Origin of the sequence: Sinorhizobium sp. FG01, from assembly GCF_002531875.1 — a bacterium.
In the GTDB taxonomy this organism is placed as follows: Bacteria; Pseudomonadota; Alphaproteobacteria; order Rhizobiales; family Rhizobiaceae; genus Sinorhizobium; species Sinorhizobium fredii_C.
This window is the reverse complement of record NZ_NWTB01000041.1, coordinates 1-15,103: the sequence shown is the minus strand read 5'-3', so window position 1 is coordinate 15,103 and position 15,103 is coordinate 1. Positions and strand designations below refer to the sequence as shown.

Genomic DNA, 15,103 nt, shown 5'->3' with positions numbered 1-15,103 from the left:
TCTCCGCCTTAACGACGGACAGGCGCTGCAAGTATTCACTCCTGGGGAACGCCTGTGGTCCTCTCGGCATCGCCATTTATCACCTCTTGTTCGGGGAAACGGGGCGATACGGACCTATTCGCCGTCAGCCAGCAGCAGCTGGTCGCCCTTGCCCACCTAGGAAGTGCCTTGGCTAGACAGTAGCCGAGGTGTTCATGCGGCATTTGCGCGATTGCGGGTAATCCCCTACGCTCCACTCGCCATTGTTGCACTTGGATTAGATTCTCCAAAAAGCGGAAAAACGGATGCCGATACTGGGGGTGAATTTTCGCCACCGATTGACACCATCTTAGTACGTAGTCCCATTGGTCAACCACCTACTTGTACGTAGGCGAGGACGACGAGGCGCAGGCCCATATGATGAACCAGTCGGGACAGCTGAGTGCTGGTTCCCGCGACGCCTAAGGGTCCGGTGATCGAGTACAGCATTACGAGGATGAAGAGGACCGGCTGACTGGACCAACCAGCGAAGCTGATCGCGGCAACGAATGCAGGTCGGGCGATCATGTCGATCTGACACCGATTGTAGGGCCTAGCCGATCAAGCAGGACGCCCGCGACAGGGCTTACAATCAGGCCAGGAACGATCGCTGCAAATGTAAGCCACCCTGCCAAGGCCGGTGACGAAAACTGCGCCAACACGAAGAGAAACAGTGTGAGGACGAACATGCGGCTGGCCAGACAGGACAAGGTCGCAGCAACGATCGGAGTAAACAGGCCAGGAATCTTCAAAAGGCCGCGGTGTGAGTTCTGCTGTTCCATGTTGACCTGCGGTAATCGAACGAAATAAGGTTGCGAGCCATCAGGCTACGTCCTGCCGGCGCCAAGTGAGTAGTTCCACGGCAGCCGCTTAGGCTGCTTGGCGACAGGCATCTTCTGCGTCCTCGCCAAGGCAGCGCAGAAGAGACTATCTGCAGTACTCGCCGAGGCGACCCCATTGCCAAGTCAAGGCACCCGGCAATATTGGACCTTGTCCGTATGCACTCCTTCAGGCAGCGGGGTGTTGATCAATGAGTTCTTTCACCCTCCTTTTGCGGAGCACCTCAGCGCGCGTCCAGCGTTCCGATATATCGGCGCATTTCAGCTGCATGTCCCGAAGGAGCTTTTTTGCTACAGAAAGCTGGTCGCCGGTTGATCTTATTCCTGGTCCTCCTCCGAACTGCAAAGCATCTCTGCACTCTTCGAGGGTCGCCGGTAGTACGCCAGCGAGTTGGCTGGCCAGCTCGCTTCGACGCTCCGCCACGCTATCCTGAGACACGCGACTGGCGATCTCGCCAACTAGTGTGTGGGCCTTCCTGAAAGGAACCCCTCGCCACGCCATCCGCTCGGCGGCGACGGCCGTCATCGGTGAGCCGTCTTCCAGATTTTCACGCATCGAATGTAAGTTGAAATACATGGACTTCACGATTAGCGCTGTGAGGGTGATTGCCCGCTTCAGAGCATCCTCTGCAAGGCCCAGCGGAGAGCAGCCGTAGTTGCTTGCTTCGATGGAGTTACTGAAAGGCGCTTTGCAGGTTGCGATTGCCGCAGAAACGTATGCACCAACCACGGTGCTCGCCGACGCCTTTATGTGTTCAAGCAGAAACGGGTTCTTTTTTTGCGGGAGCATGGAAGAGCCGCCGGCGAGATTGTCGGGAATGTCGATGAGAGCGAACTCGCGCGTCGTCCAAACCTGCAGGTCCTGAGCCACACGACTGAGCAAGATTGAAACGCCAGCGAAGATTGAAAGCGCTTGCAGGTGATGATCGCGGCTTGCAACAGCATCAAGTGAGTTGAAGGACGGTAGTTCGAATCCCAAAAGACTTGCGGTCTTCATCGGATCTATAGGCATGCTGGTGCCTCCGCCAGCACCAGCTCCCATAGGGCAGTTCCTGATGTCTTCCAGCAAACGATGAAGGCGCTGGCGCTCGCGCCCCAGAGCGAAGAAGACGCCAAGCAGGTAGTGCCCTGGCGATCCGGGGAGCGCGATCTGATACTGACTGTACAACGGAGCCACGAGTCTCGATGCTTCCCCCACTCGATGGAGCACGGCATCTTGTGCAGTTCCTATCTGTTGCGAGATGGAACACGCAGCTTCCCGAAGTACCAGGAGAGAAATGGTCGCGTTCAAGTCGTTGCGGGACCTCGCAAGATGCAGCCAGCCGGCCCTTTCAGGGCCAGCTCTTGCGGCAAGTTCGGCCTCATAGGCCAGATAGACACCACGCGGAGCATCGCGTCCCTCCAAAGATTGAAAGCTCTCGTCCTGGAGGTCCAAGATGTGCCTGAGGAGACCGGCAGCGACTGTTTGGCTGACCAAGCCCTGGTCGGAAAGCATCACCAGATGTGCTTGGTCTATGACCGCTTGGTACCGCAGAAGGCGACCATCGCGCGAGATTTCGATAGCCGGAGCGAGTAACTTCATCGCTTCGGGATGTAAGTTCCACTTGCCCTGGCTTGACCCACTGACTTGCTTGTCGTCCTGCTCTCGAGTAGCCGGCGCGACATCGATCACCGTCGAATCGATCATCCGTTGAGCTGCCGCGGCGGCGGCATTGAGTTCATCAGCGACGCCTACGGCGTAGGCTACCCGGTCTCTGAAGTCGCCATGTATTTGAACTTCCTCCCCCTCAGATTTCAGCAGCCCCGCCTCCGGCACTGTCGGCTCTGGACTTCGAGAAAAGCTCAGGCGTTTGAGCTTGCCGGATTTATGAACGAGTTGGAAACGGATAGCTCCCGCCCTTGCGTTCGCGCGTGGAGGCGTAAACCCATCTCCCGCGTAAAGTCTAATCACCATGTCAAGAATTGACGTGCCCAAGGCGTGCGAGAGCATGACCGGAATCATTCCTCCAGCCAGCCTGGGGTTGACCTCAATGATGACGGGGCCCGTCTCCGTTATGACGAACTCCACATGAGCCGGGCCGAACGTCAGGCCCAGGGCCGACACCGCGCCTGCGGCAAAAGAGGTCAGTTCCCCGAGTAATGTCTCAGGAAGCGGGGCCGGGAAGTCGTGCCCTACCTCGATGAAGCAGGGAGCCGGCCCCTTGTGCTTGGCAAGAATTCCAAGGCAATGCAGCGCTCCATCGTAGGCAATTATCTCTGCAGAGTATTCCTTACCTTCTATATATTGCTGGATAAGGATGTCGGGACTGGGCAGATCCACTTGATCTAACAGCACGTCCTTTGCACTCTCAAACGCCTGGATGGCGGCTGTGGCACTATCACACAACCGCACGCCGCTACTACCGCTTCCGGAGACCGGCTTCACGACGACCGGCAGAGAAGCTTGGGTAAGAATGTTCTCGACATCTCTGATGGATGTGGCTAAGCGAGTTTCAGGGATCGTGATTGATTGCCGCTGTAACTCGGCCGCTTGTTTCCATTTGTTCCGGCATGTGGCTACAGCCTCCGGGTTCGGTGCTGGTAACCCCATTGCCGTCGCGACACGAGACGCTGTTTCCACAAAATAGTCCGACGATGAATATATTCCTCCCAGCCTGCCTAATTTGGCGGCCACCCCGATGAGTTCATCCGGACTACGCGTTTCAGCTTCGATCACTTGAGCGAAGGAGTCGTTAAGATACCGATAGCGTGCAGGATTGCGCGTGACGAGATAGGGCTCAAAACCCAGGACTCGCGCCCGCTTCATCAATAGTTCGCCAGTGCCGGTCGTGTTACTTTCCACGAAAAGGAAGCTACCCCGGTTCATGATGAAGCATTCTCCAGCACGTTTAGGACAGCTTCCCGGCTTCTCCGATCCCAATGATATCGGTTCCATGGTGGGAGAGCCGTCGAGGGATGATTTTCGGTTGCCGGGGCGTCCAGCAGATTACTTTCATGTAGACATGCGTTCTGCTTGAGCCACTCGTGGTCATATGCAGCTTCGACGTAGCGGTGACCTTCATCTGGACATATGACAACTATGGTCTCTCTTGGATACTGTCGAGCGCGCCAACGCCCAACGATGTAGCTCGCTCCGGAGGTCGGACCGGCAAAAACGGCGTGCCGCTCGTGGAGGGTCCGCGTTGCAGCAAATGCGAGCGGAGCCGAGATGAGATGCACCTCGTCATACAGTTCATGCTTCACGTTCTTGGGGACAAGACTGTTCCCTAGGCCACGCAGTTTCCGTTCGCCATCCTCTTGGCCAAAAATGACACTATTGAAGGTGTCCACTCCAATCAGGCGCGCGCCAGGGGCTTGTTGGCGGAGGCCCTCTATCGTTCCGCAAGTAGAGCCGCCTGACCCTACAGAACCGACCAAAGTTATGTCGGCGTCCAACATCCCCGATATTTGGTCGGCGAAGACCTTATAGGCTGCGGGGTTGTCTGGTGTTTCGTATTGCCGTGGCCAAAAGCAGGAGTGACCCAGCTGTTTCATCCTAGCGTGTAATGCGTCGAGGCGGCTTCTTTGATATCCACCCTCCCTCGCCTTTTCAGTTACTATGAAAACCTCCGCACCCAAGGACCTCAATCTGTTTTCCAGTCCCCTATCCATCACTGGGTCTGTGAAAATCTCGAGCTGCAATCCTCGTTCCCGGCAAACTACAGCCAAACCAAGCGCGAAGGTTCCGCTCGAGGTCTCGAGAACTTTCATTCCGTGCATCAAAGTCCCTCGAGTCAACGCTTGGTCAAGGATGTACTTCGCAGGCAGAAGCTTCATGAACGCGAACTGCGCAAGATAAAGATTTGTCTCACACCTAATAATACTGGGGAGAGCATAGGCATCAGAATAGCCGGAGAATGGCAGGCGTTTGCGAACAGCGTACATATTGCTTACCTCACCGGCAGCCAGTCATTGTCAGATATATTTTTGGCGAGTCGTCGAACGGCGATACATGGGCGAGCACGGACCTAAGCTTCCGTGGAAAGTCAGCCGCCATGCGATCAAGCAGGATTCCAATCATTGTGCCGCTGTGCGCGACTATGACGCCGAGAGCGTCAGTGGCCTCGGATGCATTCAGCATCGAGTTCAGATGCTCCTTTGGGACCCGCTCCTGATGCAAGAGCGCGCTGGCCGTCGCTATTCTGCCTATCGTGGTCGTGTCACCCTGCGAAATTGCTATCCGTGCGCGGTCGAGTAATTCGCGATATTCTGCTCTGTGACTGACGGAGATTTCGCCTCGCCGTTGATCATAGTCGACGGTTTCGACCATCCCTCCTTCGTCGATACCAACGATTGCAAGCGGCGGCATTTGCCCAAGGAATGAGAGAAGGCTACATGCGCGCTGCTGATATGCGACTACTCCTGGGTACATCACCCCGTCGGATGGCTCGATCTCCGCCATTAGCTTCTCGATCAATGATGTCCGGATCCTACGCTTGAAGCAGCAGGCGATTGACCGTGCAGTCGCAACAAGATCCGCAGACGAACTCGCCAATCCTTTGCCTTCGGGAAGCTCAGATTGCAAAAGGAGGATTCCTCCTGAGGAGCCGAGCGCACTCACGAGATTCTCAGCCAGTCGTTTTGCTTTGACTTTATGTGATGGATAAACGGTTACGGATCGTGTGCCTGCGACCGGCATGAAGTGAGCTCGCGCAAAGACCGCGATGGGCATCGTGACCAAGAAGTGAGGGTCCCGGTGAACGCAGCCGACCGGTAACTGGCCTTGCAGCAACTCGCCGAATGTGCCGCAACAGAGCGCGTCGCCAGTATAATCCCTTGACTGCTGTCCGTCTTCGGCGACTATCTGGATTGCATCCACGCCTTCGAACGTCTGATGATGAATGTATGGCTTCCAAACTTGATCGGCGGCCGCTTTAAGAAGTTCTCTAGTCGACACGCTCGCCCCGCTACCCGAAGGCCCGATAAGATGGGTAGAACTTTGGATCGCCATATCACTCGTCCGTCAGGTGCATTGAAGTGATCCGAGTCATCAGAAGATTGTCTCGAGTTTCCGATGGGATGCTCTCAGGCATCTAGGTTGCCCAGGTGCCTGACCTCAGACTTGGGGTGAATGTAGCATTGTCAGCGATTTGCGGTCGCAAAGGTTCTGTAAAATTTAGTGTAGGATATGTTGCACCCTCATATGCCCGCGGCGTGGTATGGATCGCCCGAATGCCGGATGATCTCGCCCCCGGGGGCCTGCTGGTAGTGATCTGTTCGCAGGCCATTCCCTTAGCGAGTCAAGTTTATCAACGGTGATTTCGACGGAGGGGTTGTAGATCAAGCGATCCACGATAACCTCATGCTGATACCGGGAGCTGGCTGGTGATGATGGTGGAGCGACGTCACCGGTCTTCACGGATTTCGAGGAGGTCATGTCGCGCTTCATCGTCGAGCGGCTCGAGGACCCAAAGGACGTAGCATTCAACGGGCAGCGGTCGCAAAGCCGTTTGATCGAGTTCATGGAAGAGTTGACGCCGCGTGCAATTAACTCGTCGTAACACCCGTCCCTTGTTGAAATCGCCAACCAATTTTGCCTTTCTTACCGGGCATGCCGTTGTCCAGTTCGCGGCGGCCGCACAAGCGGCGATCCAGCGTGCGAGTGGTTGGTCCCCGAGTTCTGATCTACGAAGAGCTTGCCAGCGACAAGCTTGTGCCCCCGCTGGATCTGCCGATGGACAGCGCCAAAGCTGCGGGTTGGCCTGGCCGCACGAGGGGAGTGGTGGCTAAATCGACGATCGGTAAGGGCCGCAAAAATATCTCGGAAAACACTCGCTCAAGCCGCAACCCAAGCACTTCGGTGGCTTGCCGCGTCTCCTCGCCGATAACAAGCCCCGAAGCGGTTCTCCAGAAATGCGTCGAGTCCAATATCTTCTTGTCGGATGAAGCCCTGCGCTGCGATCTTGCCGCCGTTAAGGAGGTCGAGGGCCGCGCAGATGCTGGATGCAGTGGTGATCTGAATTGCGCCTCTGAAACGCCCGCCCACCTCAGCGCTGTAGATTTTGTTCGCGTAGGTTTCCTGAACTAACCGGCCGTCTCTGCGTCCCGAGACGGTCACGAAGATGATCACGACATCCTGCACCGTGGTCGGCAGCGCGTGTTCGAGTATGTCCTTCAGGACATCGCGGCGGTGCCGTAGCCCCAGGTCGTGCAAAAGAACCTTCATGATCGCTGCATGACCTGGATAGCGTATCGTCCGGAAGTTGAGTGTGTCGACCTTGCCCTTCAGCGTTTCGCAGAGCGTTCCGAGTCCGCCAGAGGTGTTGAAGGCTTCGTAGGTGACGCCGTCGAGCGAGAATTCTTCACGTTCCTCCAGAGCGGGGACTTCAATGAGCTCGCCGTCGGCGATCGCCTCGCAGGGCTGAATGCACTCGTTAATGACTCCGTCGGTGCTCCAGGTGAGGTTATAGTTCAAGGCATTGCTCGGAAACTGCGGGAGGGCGCCGACGCGCAACCGTACGTCCTCGAGGGTGTCGAACTTACGCGACAGGTCTCTTGCTACGATGGAAACAAACCCCGGTGCCAACCCACATTGTGGAATGAAAGCGGCTTTGCTCGTTTTCGCGATCCGCTTCACCTCCCGCGTGGATTCAACGTCTTCCGTGAGGTCGAGATAATGCGTTCCGGCTCTGGCCGCAGCGCTGGCGATGGCGACGGTGAGCTGGAAGGGCGCCGCGCTTAGGACCGCGAATTTTCCGGACAGCAGCGCCGCTAAGGCTGCTTCATCGGTGATGTCGAGGTTGGCCGTCGAATGCGCAGGACCGCTTCCGATCTCCACCAGTTGTTCGGCGCTTCGGTCAACAACGGTGACCTGATAGTCCCCGGTATCCGCCAGCAATCGTACAATCGTAGAACCGATTTTGCCTGATCCGATCACGACAATGTCTTTCATTGTTTCCTCCTGCAGCAGCACGGCGATTCTGACGTAGCTGCAGTTAAACACCTCGCGAACCTGATTTTTGTAAAACTTCCATTAAGTTTTGGGCAGAGCGCAGGTCCAGGCGCGAAGTCCCCGTAATCGAACCAATCAGGATAGCAGCACGCCGAGAGGGGTGGGCCACGCGCTTCCTCAGAACCAGCCTTTTCTATCAGACGTCCGTGTTGAGGCATTGAAGCTGCCATAGGCTGTGCTCCAACTCGTCGGCTGGCCAGATCGCGTGAGGAGGGCGCTAAGAGGCGTCCGATGAAAGAATCCAAATGAGGGGGCTTTTCACAGCGTTCGGTGATTCCCTCCTCCGGTCTTTAATTGGCGAGGAAATATGGCTCGCGCATTGAGCGATGATATCCTCGGCAGGGTTCTGGCTGCATCTGGGCGGTGGGATGTCCGGTGGCTGCAGCGCCGCAGCGCGGTTCGGGATCGGGATTTTCGACGATTGCCTGGGTGGCGGGCGCGTCCCCCAAGTGGTTGTCTTCTCTATTCGGCGTGGTGAGGTCAAGCACCTTCTGACTGTCCGTAGCTATGGCGATTGATGTCTTCGCAGTATCGCGCTTCTCTCCGGGCTCGGCCTATGTGGCCCTCCCATTATGGGACCAGAAGAATGAGGCGGAACAATCTAATCGGCGACCTGATCGCAATAAACGACCGTACCAAAACAACCACGCGAACTCACCCCATGCATCGTCCTGCGAAGGACATCTTTCCACCGGCGGCGGAATCTTCTTGTCTCCTTTGGTTCTCGTCACCTTGGTTGCTAATTACGCAGCAACAGGCAAGCTCTCCCGTGTCCAGCAGAATTCGGTTCCGTCACTCCACATGCGATGCATGATCACAGCAAGCCGTCGGGCCAACGCTACAACCGCCTTTTGCCTTCCGCGGCGTCTGGCGATATTCATCGCCCAGGCTTTTAGCCACGACCATTTCTTAACGTTTACAAGCAGGACTTGCGCTGCTTCGTACAGCAGGGATCGCATCATCGCGTCACCGCAACAGGATACTCGCCCGACCCGTTTGCTTTCACCAGACTCGTTCAGTTTCGGCGTCAGCCCGAGCACAGAACCGACCGCCTTTGAATGTGCAAACCGGCCAGGGATATCGATGGTTGCCGTATAGGTGAGAGCAACAACGGGGCCGACACCAGGGATCGTCGTCAACCGGCGACAAACGTCATCCTCGCGGACCAAATCCAAAACCTTCTTGTGCAGCTTGGTGAACTCGTCGCGCAGCAGTTTGCGTGCAGCCAACAATGGCTGCATGATTTCGTGTAGATCAGGCCTGTCTTCGACCAGCTCATTGATCCGCTCCTCGAATTTGACCGTGCCGACCAATCCGACTTTCAGGCCGAAGTTGCGCAACAATCCGCGAATGTCATTCGCGATGGCGATGGCTTTTTCCTGCAGGAGTTTGCGCGCGGTCAGCAATGCCCGGTGCTTCTGGCTCGTCAGTGTCTTCACATGCACAGGCCGGTAGAGATTGACGCGCATCATCTGGGCTATTCCACGCGCATCGTTGCGGTCCGTCTTATTCGGTTGGGCTTTCAAAAATGCCTTGGCATGCCTGGTCTCGATGCAGATCACCGGCAATCCTGCCTTGGCAAGTCCTTCATAGAGCCATTGCGACAGTGGTCCGGCTTCAAGACCGATCCGCTCAATCTGCCACTTCGGGTCCTTGATCACCGAGATCAAATCCTCAGGGTGAGTGGGAACTTTCGTCTCCCGGCAAATCTTGCCTGTCTCATCAACAATGCAGACCGCGGTCTCTTTCACCGACACATCCATGCACAATAGTGTTTCATGCTCCGCTTCTCCTTTGATGTTGAGGCTGTTGAAAGAAGACCTCGTTTTACCATCAGCCAGAAGCGCAGCACCGCAATCCACAATGGTCAACGCTGAGACGCAAAGCCGAATATCCCATCTAATCGCATTCCAATCGTCAAGGTAGTTTAGGCATTCGGCGACCTTGCCAGGTTGCGGGTAGGCAACCACTTCACGGGACACGATCTGGGTGGCGGGCGGACGGCGGACTCAGGTGAGCTGCCAAAGAGAGTCGACGTGGAGGCTCCCGACTCGAGGATCATCAGGTTTTCATCATCGGCAAAATCTAATATTTTCTGCGTCTGGAAGAGAACCGATCACTCTATCGGCTGCAGCACCAGCCGCCCTCTGTAAGGGTGAGTTAGGCGCTGCCAAGGCCGAGCTTCAAACGGCACGTGCGAACTTCAGGTGCATTCGTCGAACGCCCAGATTGTCTATTCCAAAGACAATCGCCCGGAACATTGTGTCCGACCCCAAATTTGACGTCCCTGGATATCAGTCCCGGCCGCGACAGGTGGCGAAGCAGGACCGTTGTGGCGGCGTCGTCAGCTCGGAGGCAGTGTCACTGACGACATAAAGCGATCTCCAATTCTTGTAGCTGGCCCCAGCTACCAAAACGAGCTCCACCCCGTAGTCTGCCCTCCAACCTTCAATAGCTCCACCTGATCCTGCGAAGTTGGGCCCACTATTACCGCCACTGGGCTTAACGCCAGTCGAATGGCCATAATCTCGACTGCTACCTCGGCCATTCTTTTGCATTGTCGACGAAGCAGATACGTGTTTTGCTGCGGGATAAACCGTCGTCAGCCAATCCCAGGATCACTGTCTCATACACGAGCCGGTGGCATCTCGAAGCTCGAAATCTCCGAGATAGATCCAGAAGAGTCGGCCACACCGATGGCAATGTTGCAACAGGTCCTTCAACTAAGTTTACAGAATCTTTACGACCGCGATACCGATCCAGTGATAGCTTCACCACAAAGCGGCGGGCAGAGCTGAAAAGTTGATGTCTATTACGTTTTGATTGCCGCACAGCGTGCGACGGAGCTCGGTGCCAATGACAAGAAGAGCGCTCATCCTGCTCGAAGGCCATGGGAGTATTGGCCTGCTATACGTGAAAGCGGCCCGACGTCTTAACCTTCATCCAATCACCCTATCGACTGATCCAGCTAAGTACGACTATCTTGCGGCGGAAGGCATTGAGGCAATCCGTGTCGACACCGAAAACCTCGATGCGCTGATCGACGAGTGTTCCCGGCTGCGTGCTACCTATGACCTTGCTGGCATTACGGGCTTTTCAGGCGACGACGAGTCGGTCTATGCGACGGGCGTCAAGCTCTGCAGGCATTTCGATCTACCGGGACCAAACCCCGAATCCATTACACGATGCTGCGACAAATTTACTCAACGTCAGCTCCTCGCGGAGGCCGGCGTTCCGATCCCTGCTTATCACTTGGCGGCGAATCCGGCGGAGATAGAACGCGCTGCCACAAAGATCGGGTTGCCGGTAATCATTAAGCCAGCTCGGGGCAGCGGCAGCAGCGGAGTCCGGTTGTGCCGGAACCCCGAGGAGTTGGCCGAGCATACAAACTATCTGTTAGGCGGACAGCATGTGTGGCGATCTTCGCCGAGAGTACTGGTCGAAGAATTCGCACAAGGCCCCTTTTTTAGCGCTCATATGATGGGAAATGAGGTCGTTGGAATTGACGCCGCCGAATTCGAACCCCCACCGCATTTTGTTTTCCGTCATTTCACCTGTCCGGCCCCGCTAACTGATGAAGAGCGTGAGCACATCGCCGATGTTTCGCGGAGCTGTTTGCCAGCTCTCGGTCTTGGCTGGGGCCCGACGAACGTTGATCTCCGATTGACGAAGCTTGGTCCGGTCGTCATCGAGGTCAACCCGCGCGTTGCGGGTGGAACTAGTCCTCGGCTTATTCAGGCGGCCTGCGGTGTCGATCTCATTACCGAGCACATCAGGCTTGTCGTTGGCCACGAATCGGACTTGCGCAGACGGCATTCGCATTTTGCGGCCGCGCAGTGTCTAAATGCTGATCGCGATGGCATCCTAAATTGGATCGATGGCGACAGTCGCGCGGCCGGCATACCCGGTGTGGCCGAGGTCAAATTGTACATTAAACCCAAGACCCCGATCGTCAGGAAGGGTGACTACAGAGACCGCATCGGACATGTCATCGCCGAGTCAACCAGCCGTGCTCGGACTGCGACGATACTTCAGCGCGCCGTCGACTTAATCAAATGGTCGATTACACCATTTCCGACAGTTGGAAAATAGAGACGATCTACCGCCGGATCACCAGCGCAGGTGCTTCCAGGTGGAACAACTTGCGCAATTAAGAGCATGAGAGAGCTGGTTTCCTGCAGGGAGCTGAATTGGGGCGCACAGCAGGACCGGCATGCTGCGGGTCACGCGCCGACGAATTGCTTGGCGAGCGTTCGGATTTGGATCGAAAGCCTCCTTGAGCTGTCCGTTTTTGCATCCGAACGAGCTGCATGAGCACTCCTCCTACATCGCAGTTGACCTTCGAGATTCACCACGACGCGAGGGCGAGGCCTTACCAATGTCGCTCGTTTGCAAGAGAGGATTTTTCTCTACCAATGGAGTGAGGCTTCTATCCCGATCAGCGCGCGCTTGCCTCGTCCCAATTATGATCATCACTAGGTTCAAGGCACCTGGGAGGGGCGTTCAGGCGCTTCGTAAACTCCTCGAGGTCTTTTTCGTTCAATCCATGAGCGGGGCCTATGACCTGATTACCAAAATAGCCGCACCACCAATCAGTGGATTCCGACAGGACGGTCGATGTGACCGGCAAGATTGCTGGCCTCGAATAAATCATCCTCTCAACCCGATTCCGGCGCGAAACAGGGGTTCACCCGGGAATACCTCGAACTCTGCACTTCTCGATCGGGCCGATCGTCATCTCTTCGCGGCCCAATTAACTCTGGACTGCGAGTTCAGTTAATAGAAGGTGTTTGTGCCCTTTGCAGTCCGTAGGTAACCGCAATCTGCCGTCTTACGCCTTGTTGCGCAGCTTTGAGTGCGCTGCGAGGCATGAAAGCTTTACACAGGCGGCGGAGGAACTTCATCTCACGCAAAGCGCGGTCAGCAAACAAGTTAAGGAACTCGAGGAGACGATCGGCGTGACAATGTTCCGGCGTGTGGGACGACGCGTCACACTGACCGAGGCTGGCAGCCGGTTTGCGGCAGATTTGGGAGTCGATCTTGAGAACCTGAAGCAATCAGTAGCTCGGGCGATCGCCGCTGGCAGGCGAAATACCACGTTGCGTATCGGTGTCCTGCCAACATTTGCCAGCCGTTGGATGATCCCGCGATTGGGCACGTTTCTGAACGATCATCCCAGCATCGAAATCAGGCTTGAGACCCGCACCGTACCGTTTAATCTCACACAAGAACGCTTCGATCTCGCGATCCATTTCGGGAAGGCCAACTGGCCGGACGCACGTTTGAACAAGTTGTTCGATGAGGAAATGCTGCCGGTTGCATCCCCCAAATTCCGCGATAGATACTTGGCGACCGAGCCTGCTCACATAGCGGAGGCTCCACTTCTGCATCTCATAACTCGCGAAAGCGCGTGGGTTGAATGGTTTGCCATGAAAGGAATAACTGCTAAACGGCTGATGAGCGGCCGACATTTCGATCAGTTTTCCATGATCATCTCGGCTGCCGTGTCTTCGATCGGCGCCGCCCTTATACCCAGATATCTCATTGAATTGGAGCTCGAGTGTGGCGCTTTGATCCCGCTGAGCGGCACACCCCTGAAGACGCATAACAGCTATTTTGCAGTGAGCCCGGCCGGCGACGTCAACCCGCAGGTAAACGCTTTTACGCGCTGGCTAATGTCGACCGCGCGGCGCGCAAGCATGAAAAATGGCCCCGAGTAGACCCGGCTGCGGCAAAGAAGCTATGCCATCTCCTGGGACATCATCCGCTCTTCAGCGTGCGCTGTTTTTTACATGCCGTGATGATGTCGATCTCGATCGTGTCCCGGGAGGTGGTGTAGGTCCTGAGGTTTGGGCGGCCATCAGCGTTTTCCATTTAGGGTCGGGTTGTTCAAGACCAACCTGATGGAAAGATCACCGATGACCAACGACATGATGAACGTGCGCTCGCTTGTTGAGAAGAGCGCCGACGCGGATTTGTTGCGCGAGATGATTGGCTTTGCGGCCGAACGGTTGATGGAGCTGGAGGTTGGCGGCGCGACCGGTGCTGGTCGGTGAGAAGAGCCCGATGCGGCTCGCCCAGCGCAACGGCTACCGTGACCGCGATTGGGAGACGCGCCCCGGACCGTCGAACTGCGCATTCCCAAGTTGCGCAAGGGTAGCTATTTCCCAAGCTTTCTAGAGCCGCGTCGAATGGCGGAGAAGGCTCTGACGGCCGTCATTCAGGAAGCCTACATTCAGGCATCTCGACGCGCTCGGTAGATGATCTGGTCAAGGCCATGGGCATGAGGGTATCTCCAAGAGCCAGGTGTCGCGGCTATGCGAGGAGATCGACGTCAAGGTGAAGGCGTTCCTCGACAGGCCGATTGAAGGTGACTGGCCATACATCTGGATCGATGCCACCTATCTGAAGGTCCGCCGCGGCGGGCCCATCGTTTCCGTTGCCGTCATCATCGCCGTTGGCGTCAACAGCGACGGCTGGCGTGAGGTACTTGGTATGGAAGTCGGCACGTCCGAAGCCGAGCCGATCTGGACGGAGTTCCTGCGCCGGCTGACCCGCCGCGGTTTGCGCGGTGTGAAGCTTGTCGTCTCCGATGCGCATGAAGGCCTCAAGGCGGCTGTCACCAAGGTTCTTAGCGCCACCTGGCAAAGATGCCGGGTGGGGCTGTTGAGGAATGCGGTAATGCGTCTTCAACAATATCGCGACGTTCGTGTGGAAAGGAAATTATTGTCGCCTTGGAGATCTTGGATTCTTCCCGAAACGCTTACCCAGCACGCCAGCAGTAACGCGAAGAATGCGGTGGCTAACCGCTTTAGGTTCACAGAGGCGGCAGTGAGATAGGCTTGGATTTTCATATTTATGAGGCCGCGCCGGATCGCTCTCGATAGCCCGTGCCAAGTCTTCGCTTCACCGTGATATCCCTCTGACCGCCAGCGGTGACGCTGGTACAAAGCTCGATCCTCGTCTGACCAGCGTTCTCGGCGGCGGCGTGCGCGCAGAAGCGCTGGATAGTCATCGCCCAGCACCACAGCTTTGTTGACGCGGCCCTTCGGAGAGGCAAAGTCGAGCCAGATCACAATGCCGACAGTCGGCTGCTCGAGATGCAAAAAAGCGCCCATGTTTGACGGCGCGGCCAGCATCTTGCCGCGCGGACATTTAAGAACATCGTGCCTGGCGTGGTAACGAAAGCGGCGCATAGGCACTGGGCTACGGATTGGCTCTGCCTTTGCCGGAATAACAGCTTCGATCGCGCGCT

The 15,103-nt window shown here is 56.4% G+C and carries 8 protein-coding genes and 2 pseudogenes; 4 read left to right on the top strand and 6 right to left on the bottom strand.

What is annotated here, in order from left to right:
• Positions 1-1,026 precede the first annotated feature (1,026 nt).
• Genes CO656_RS28965 through CO656_RS28955 form a run of 3 tightly spaced genes read right to left on the bottom strand, consistent with a single transcriptional unit; the run spans position 1,027 to position 5,793 of the window.
• A complete protein-coding gene (locus tag CO656_RS28965) occupies positions 1,027-3,723 on the bottom strand; it encodes a lyase family protein (protein ID WP_097528078.1) in 2,697 nt (898 codons plus the stop codon).
• Complete coding sequence (locus CO656_RS28960; protein WP_097528077.1) at positions 3,720-4,781, bottom strand: PLP-dependent cysteine synthase family protein; 1,062 nt, start codon at positions 4,779-4,781, stop codon at positions 3,720-3,722. The genes CO656_RS28965 and CO656_RS28960 overlap by 4 nt, the downstream gene beginning before the upstream one ends.
• A 10-nt stretch (positions 4,782-4,791) precedes the next feature.
• Positions 4,792-5,793 carry a hypothetical protein gene (locus CO656_RS28955; RefSeq protein ID WP_234819720.1) on the bottom strand — a complete coding sequence of 334 codons (1,002 nt, stop codon included), beginning with the start codon at positions 5,791-5,793 and terminating at the stop codon, positions 4,792-4,794.
• A gap of 478 nt (positions 5,794-6,271) precedes the next feature.
• On the opposite strand from CO656_RS28955, the gene CO656_RS31355 reads away from it, so the two are divergent.
• On the top strand, positions 6,272-6,397 hold the full coding sequence (locus CO656_RS31355; protein WP_272938889.1) for a hypothetical protein: 126 nt from the start codon (positions 6,272-6,274) through the stop codon (positions 6,395-6,397).
• 275 nt (positions 6,398-6,672) lie between these two features.
• Here CO656_RS31355 and CO656_RS28945 read toward each other — a convergent pair whose 3' ends face one another.
• Both CO656_RS28945 and CO656_RS28935 read right to left on the bottom strand, forming a co-directional pair.
• The gene (locus CO656_RS28945; protein ID WP_097528074.1) at positions 6,673-7,788 is read right to left on the bottom strand and encodes a saccharopine dehydrogenase family protein; all 1,116 of its coding nucleotides are present in this window, start codon (positions 7,786-7,788) and stop codon (positions 6,673-6,675) included.
• A gap of 803 nt (positions 7,789-8,591) precedes the next feature.
• Positions 8,592-9,611: an IS110 family transposase gene (locus CO656_RS28935; protein ID WP_097528072.1), complete on the bottom strand. Its 1,020-nt coding sequence runs from the start codon at positions 9,609-9,611 to the stop codon at positions 8,592-8,594.
• A gap of 1,093 nt (positions 9,612-10,704) precedes the next feature.
• On the opposite strand from CO656_RS28935, the gene CO656_RS28930 reads away from it, so the two are divergent.
• The 3 genes and pseudogenes from CO656_RS28930 to CO656_RS31350 all read left to right on the top strand — a co-directional run.
• A complete protein-coding gene (locus CO656_RS28930; RefSeq protein ID WP_097528071.1) occupies positions 10,705-11,940 on the top strand; it encodes an acetyl-CoA carboxylase biotin carboxylase subunit family protein in 1,236 nt (411 codons plus the stop codon).
• A 707-nt stretch (positions 11,941-12,647) separates the two neighbouring features.
• Positions 12,648-13,568: a LysR substrate-binding domain-containing protein gene (locus CO656_RS28925; RefSeq protein WP_097528070.1), complete on the top strand. Its 921-nt coding sequence runs from the start codon at positions 12,648-12,650 to the stop codon at positions 13,566-13,568.
• A gap of 198 nt (positions 13,569-13,766) precedes the next feature.
• Positions 13,767-14,529, top strand: a pseudogene (locus CO656_RS31350) (IS256 family transposase); the annotation flags it as partial.
• Between the two features lie 95 nt (positions 14,530-14,624).
• Here the strand turns inward: CO656_RS31350 and CO656_RS28915 are convergent.
• Positions 14,625-15,103 (bottom strand): annotated as a pseudogene (locus CO656_RS28915) (transposase); the annotation flags it as partial.

Excerpts from the sequence above, each read along its gene's own strand:
- CO656_RS28965 (WP_097528078.1), bottom strand. The coding sequence starts at position 3,723 with ATGAACCGGGGTAGCTTCCTTTTCGTGGAAAGTAACACGACCGGCACT.
- CO656_RS28960 (WP_097528077.1), bottom strand. The coding sequence starts at position 4,781 with ATGTACGCTGTTCGCAAACGCCTGCCATTCTCCGGCTATTCTGATGCC.
- CO656_RS31355 (WP_272938889.1), top strand. The coding sequence starts at position 6,272 with ATGTCGCGCTTCATCGTCGAGCGGCTCGAGGACCCAAAGGACGTAGCA.
- CO656_RS28945 (WP_097528074.1), bottom strand. The coding sequence starts at position 7,788 with ATGAAAGACATTGTCGTGATCGGATCAGGCAAAATCGGTTCTACGATT.
- CO656_RS28935 (WP_097528072.1), bottom strand. The coding sequence starts at position 9,611 with ATGGATGTGTCGGTGAAAGAGACCGCGGTCTGCATTGTTGATGAGACA.
- CO656_RS28930 (WP_097528071.1), top strand. The coding sequence starts at position 10,705 with ATGACAAGAAGAGCGCTCATCCTGCTCGAAGGCCATGGGAGTATTGGC.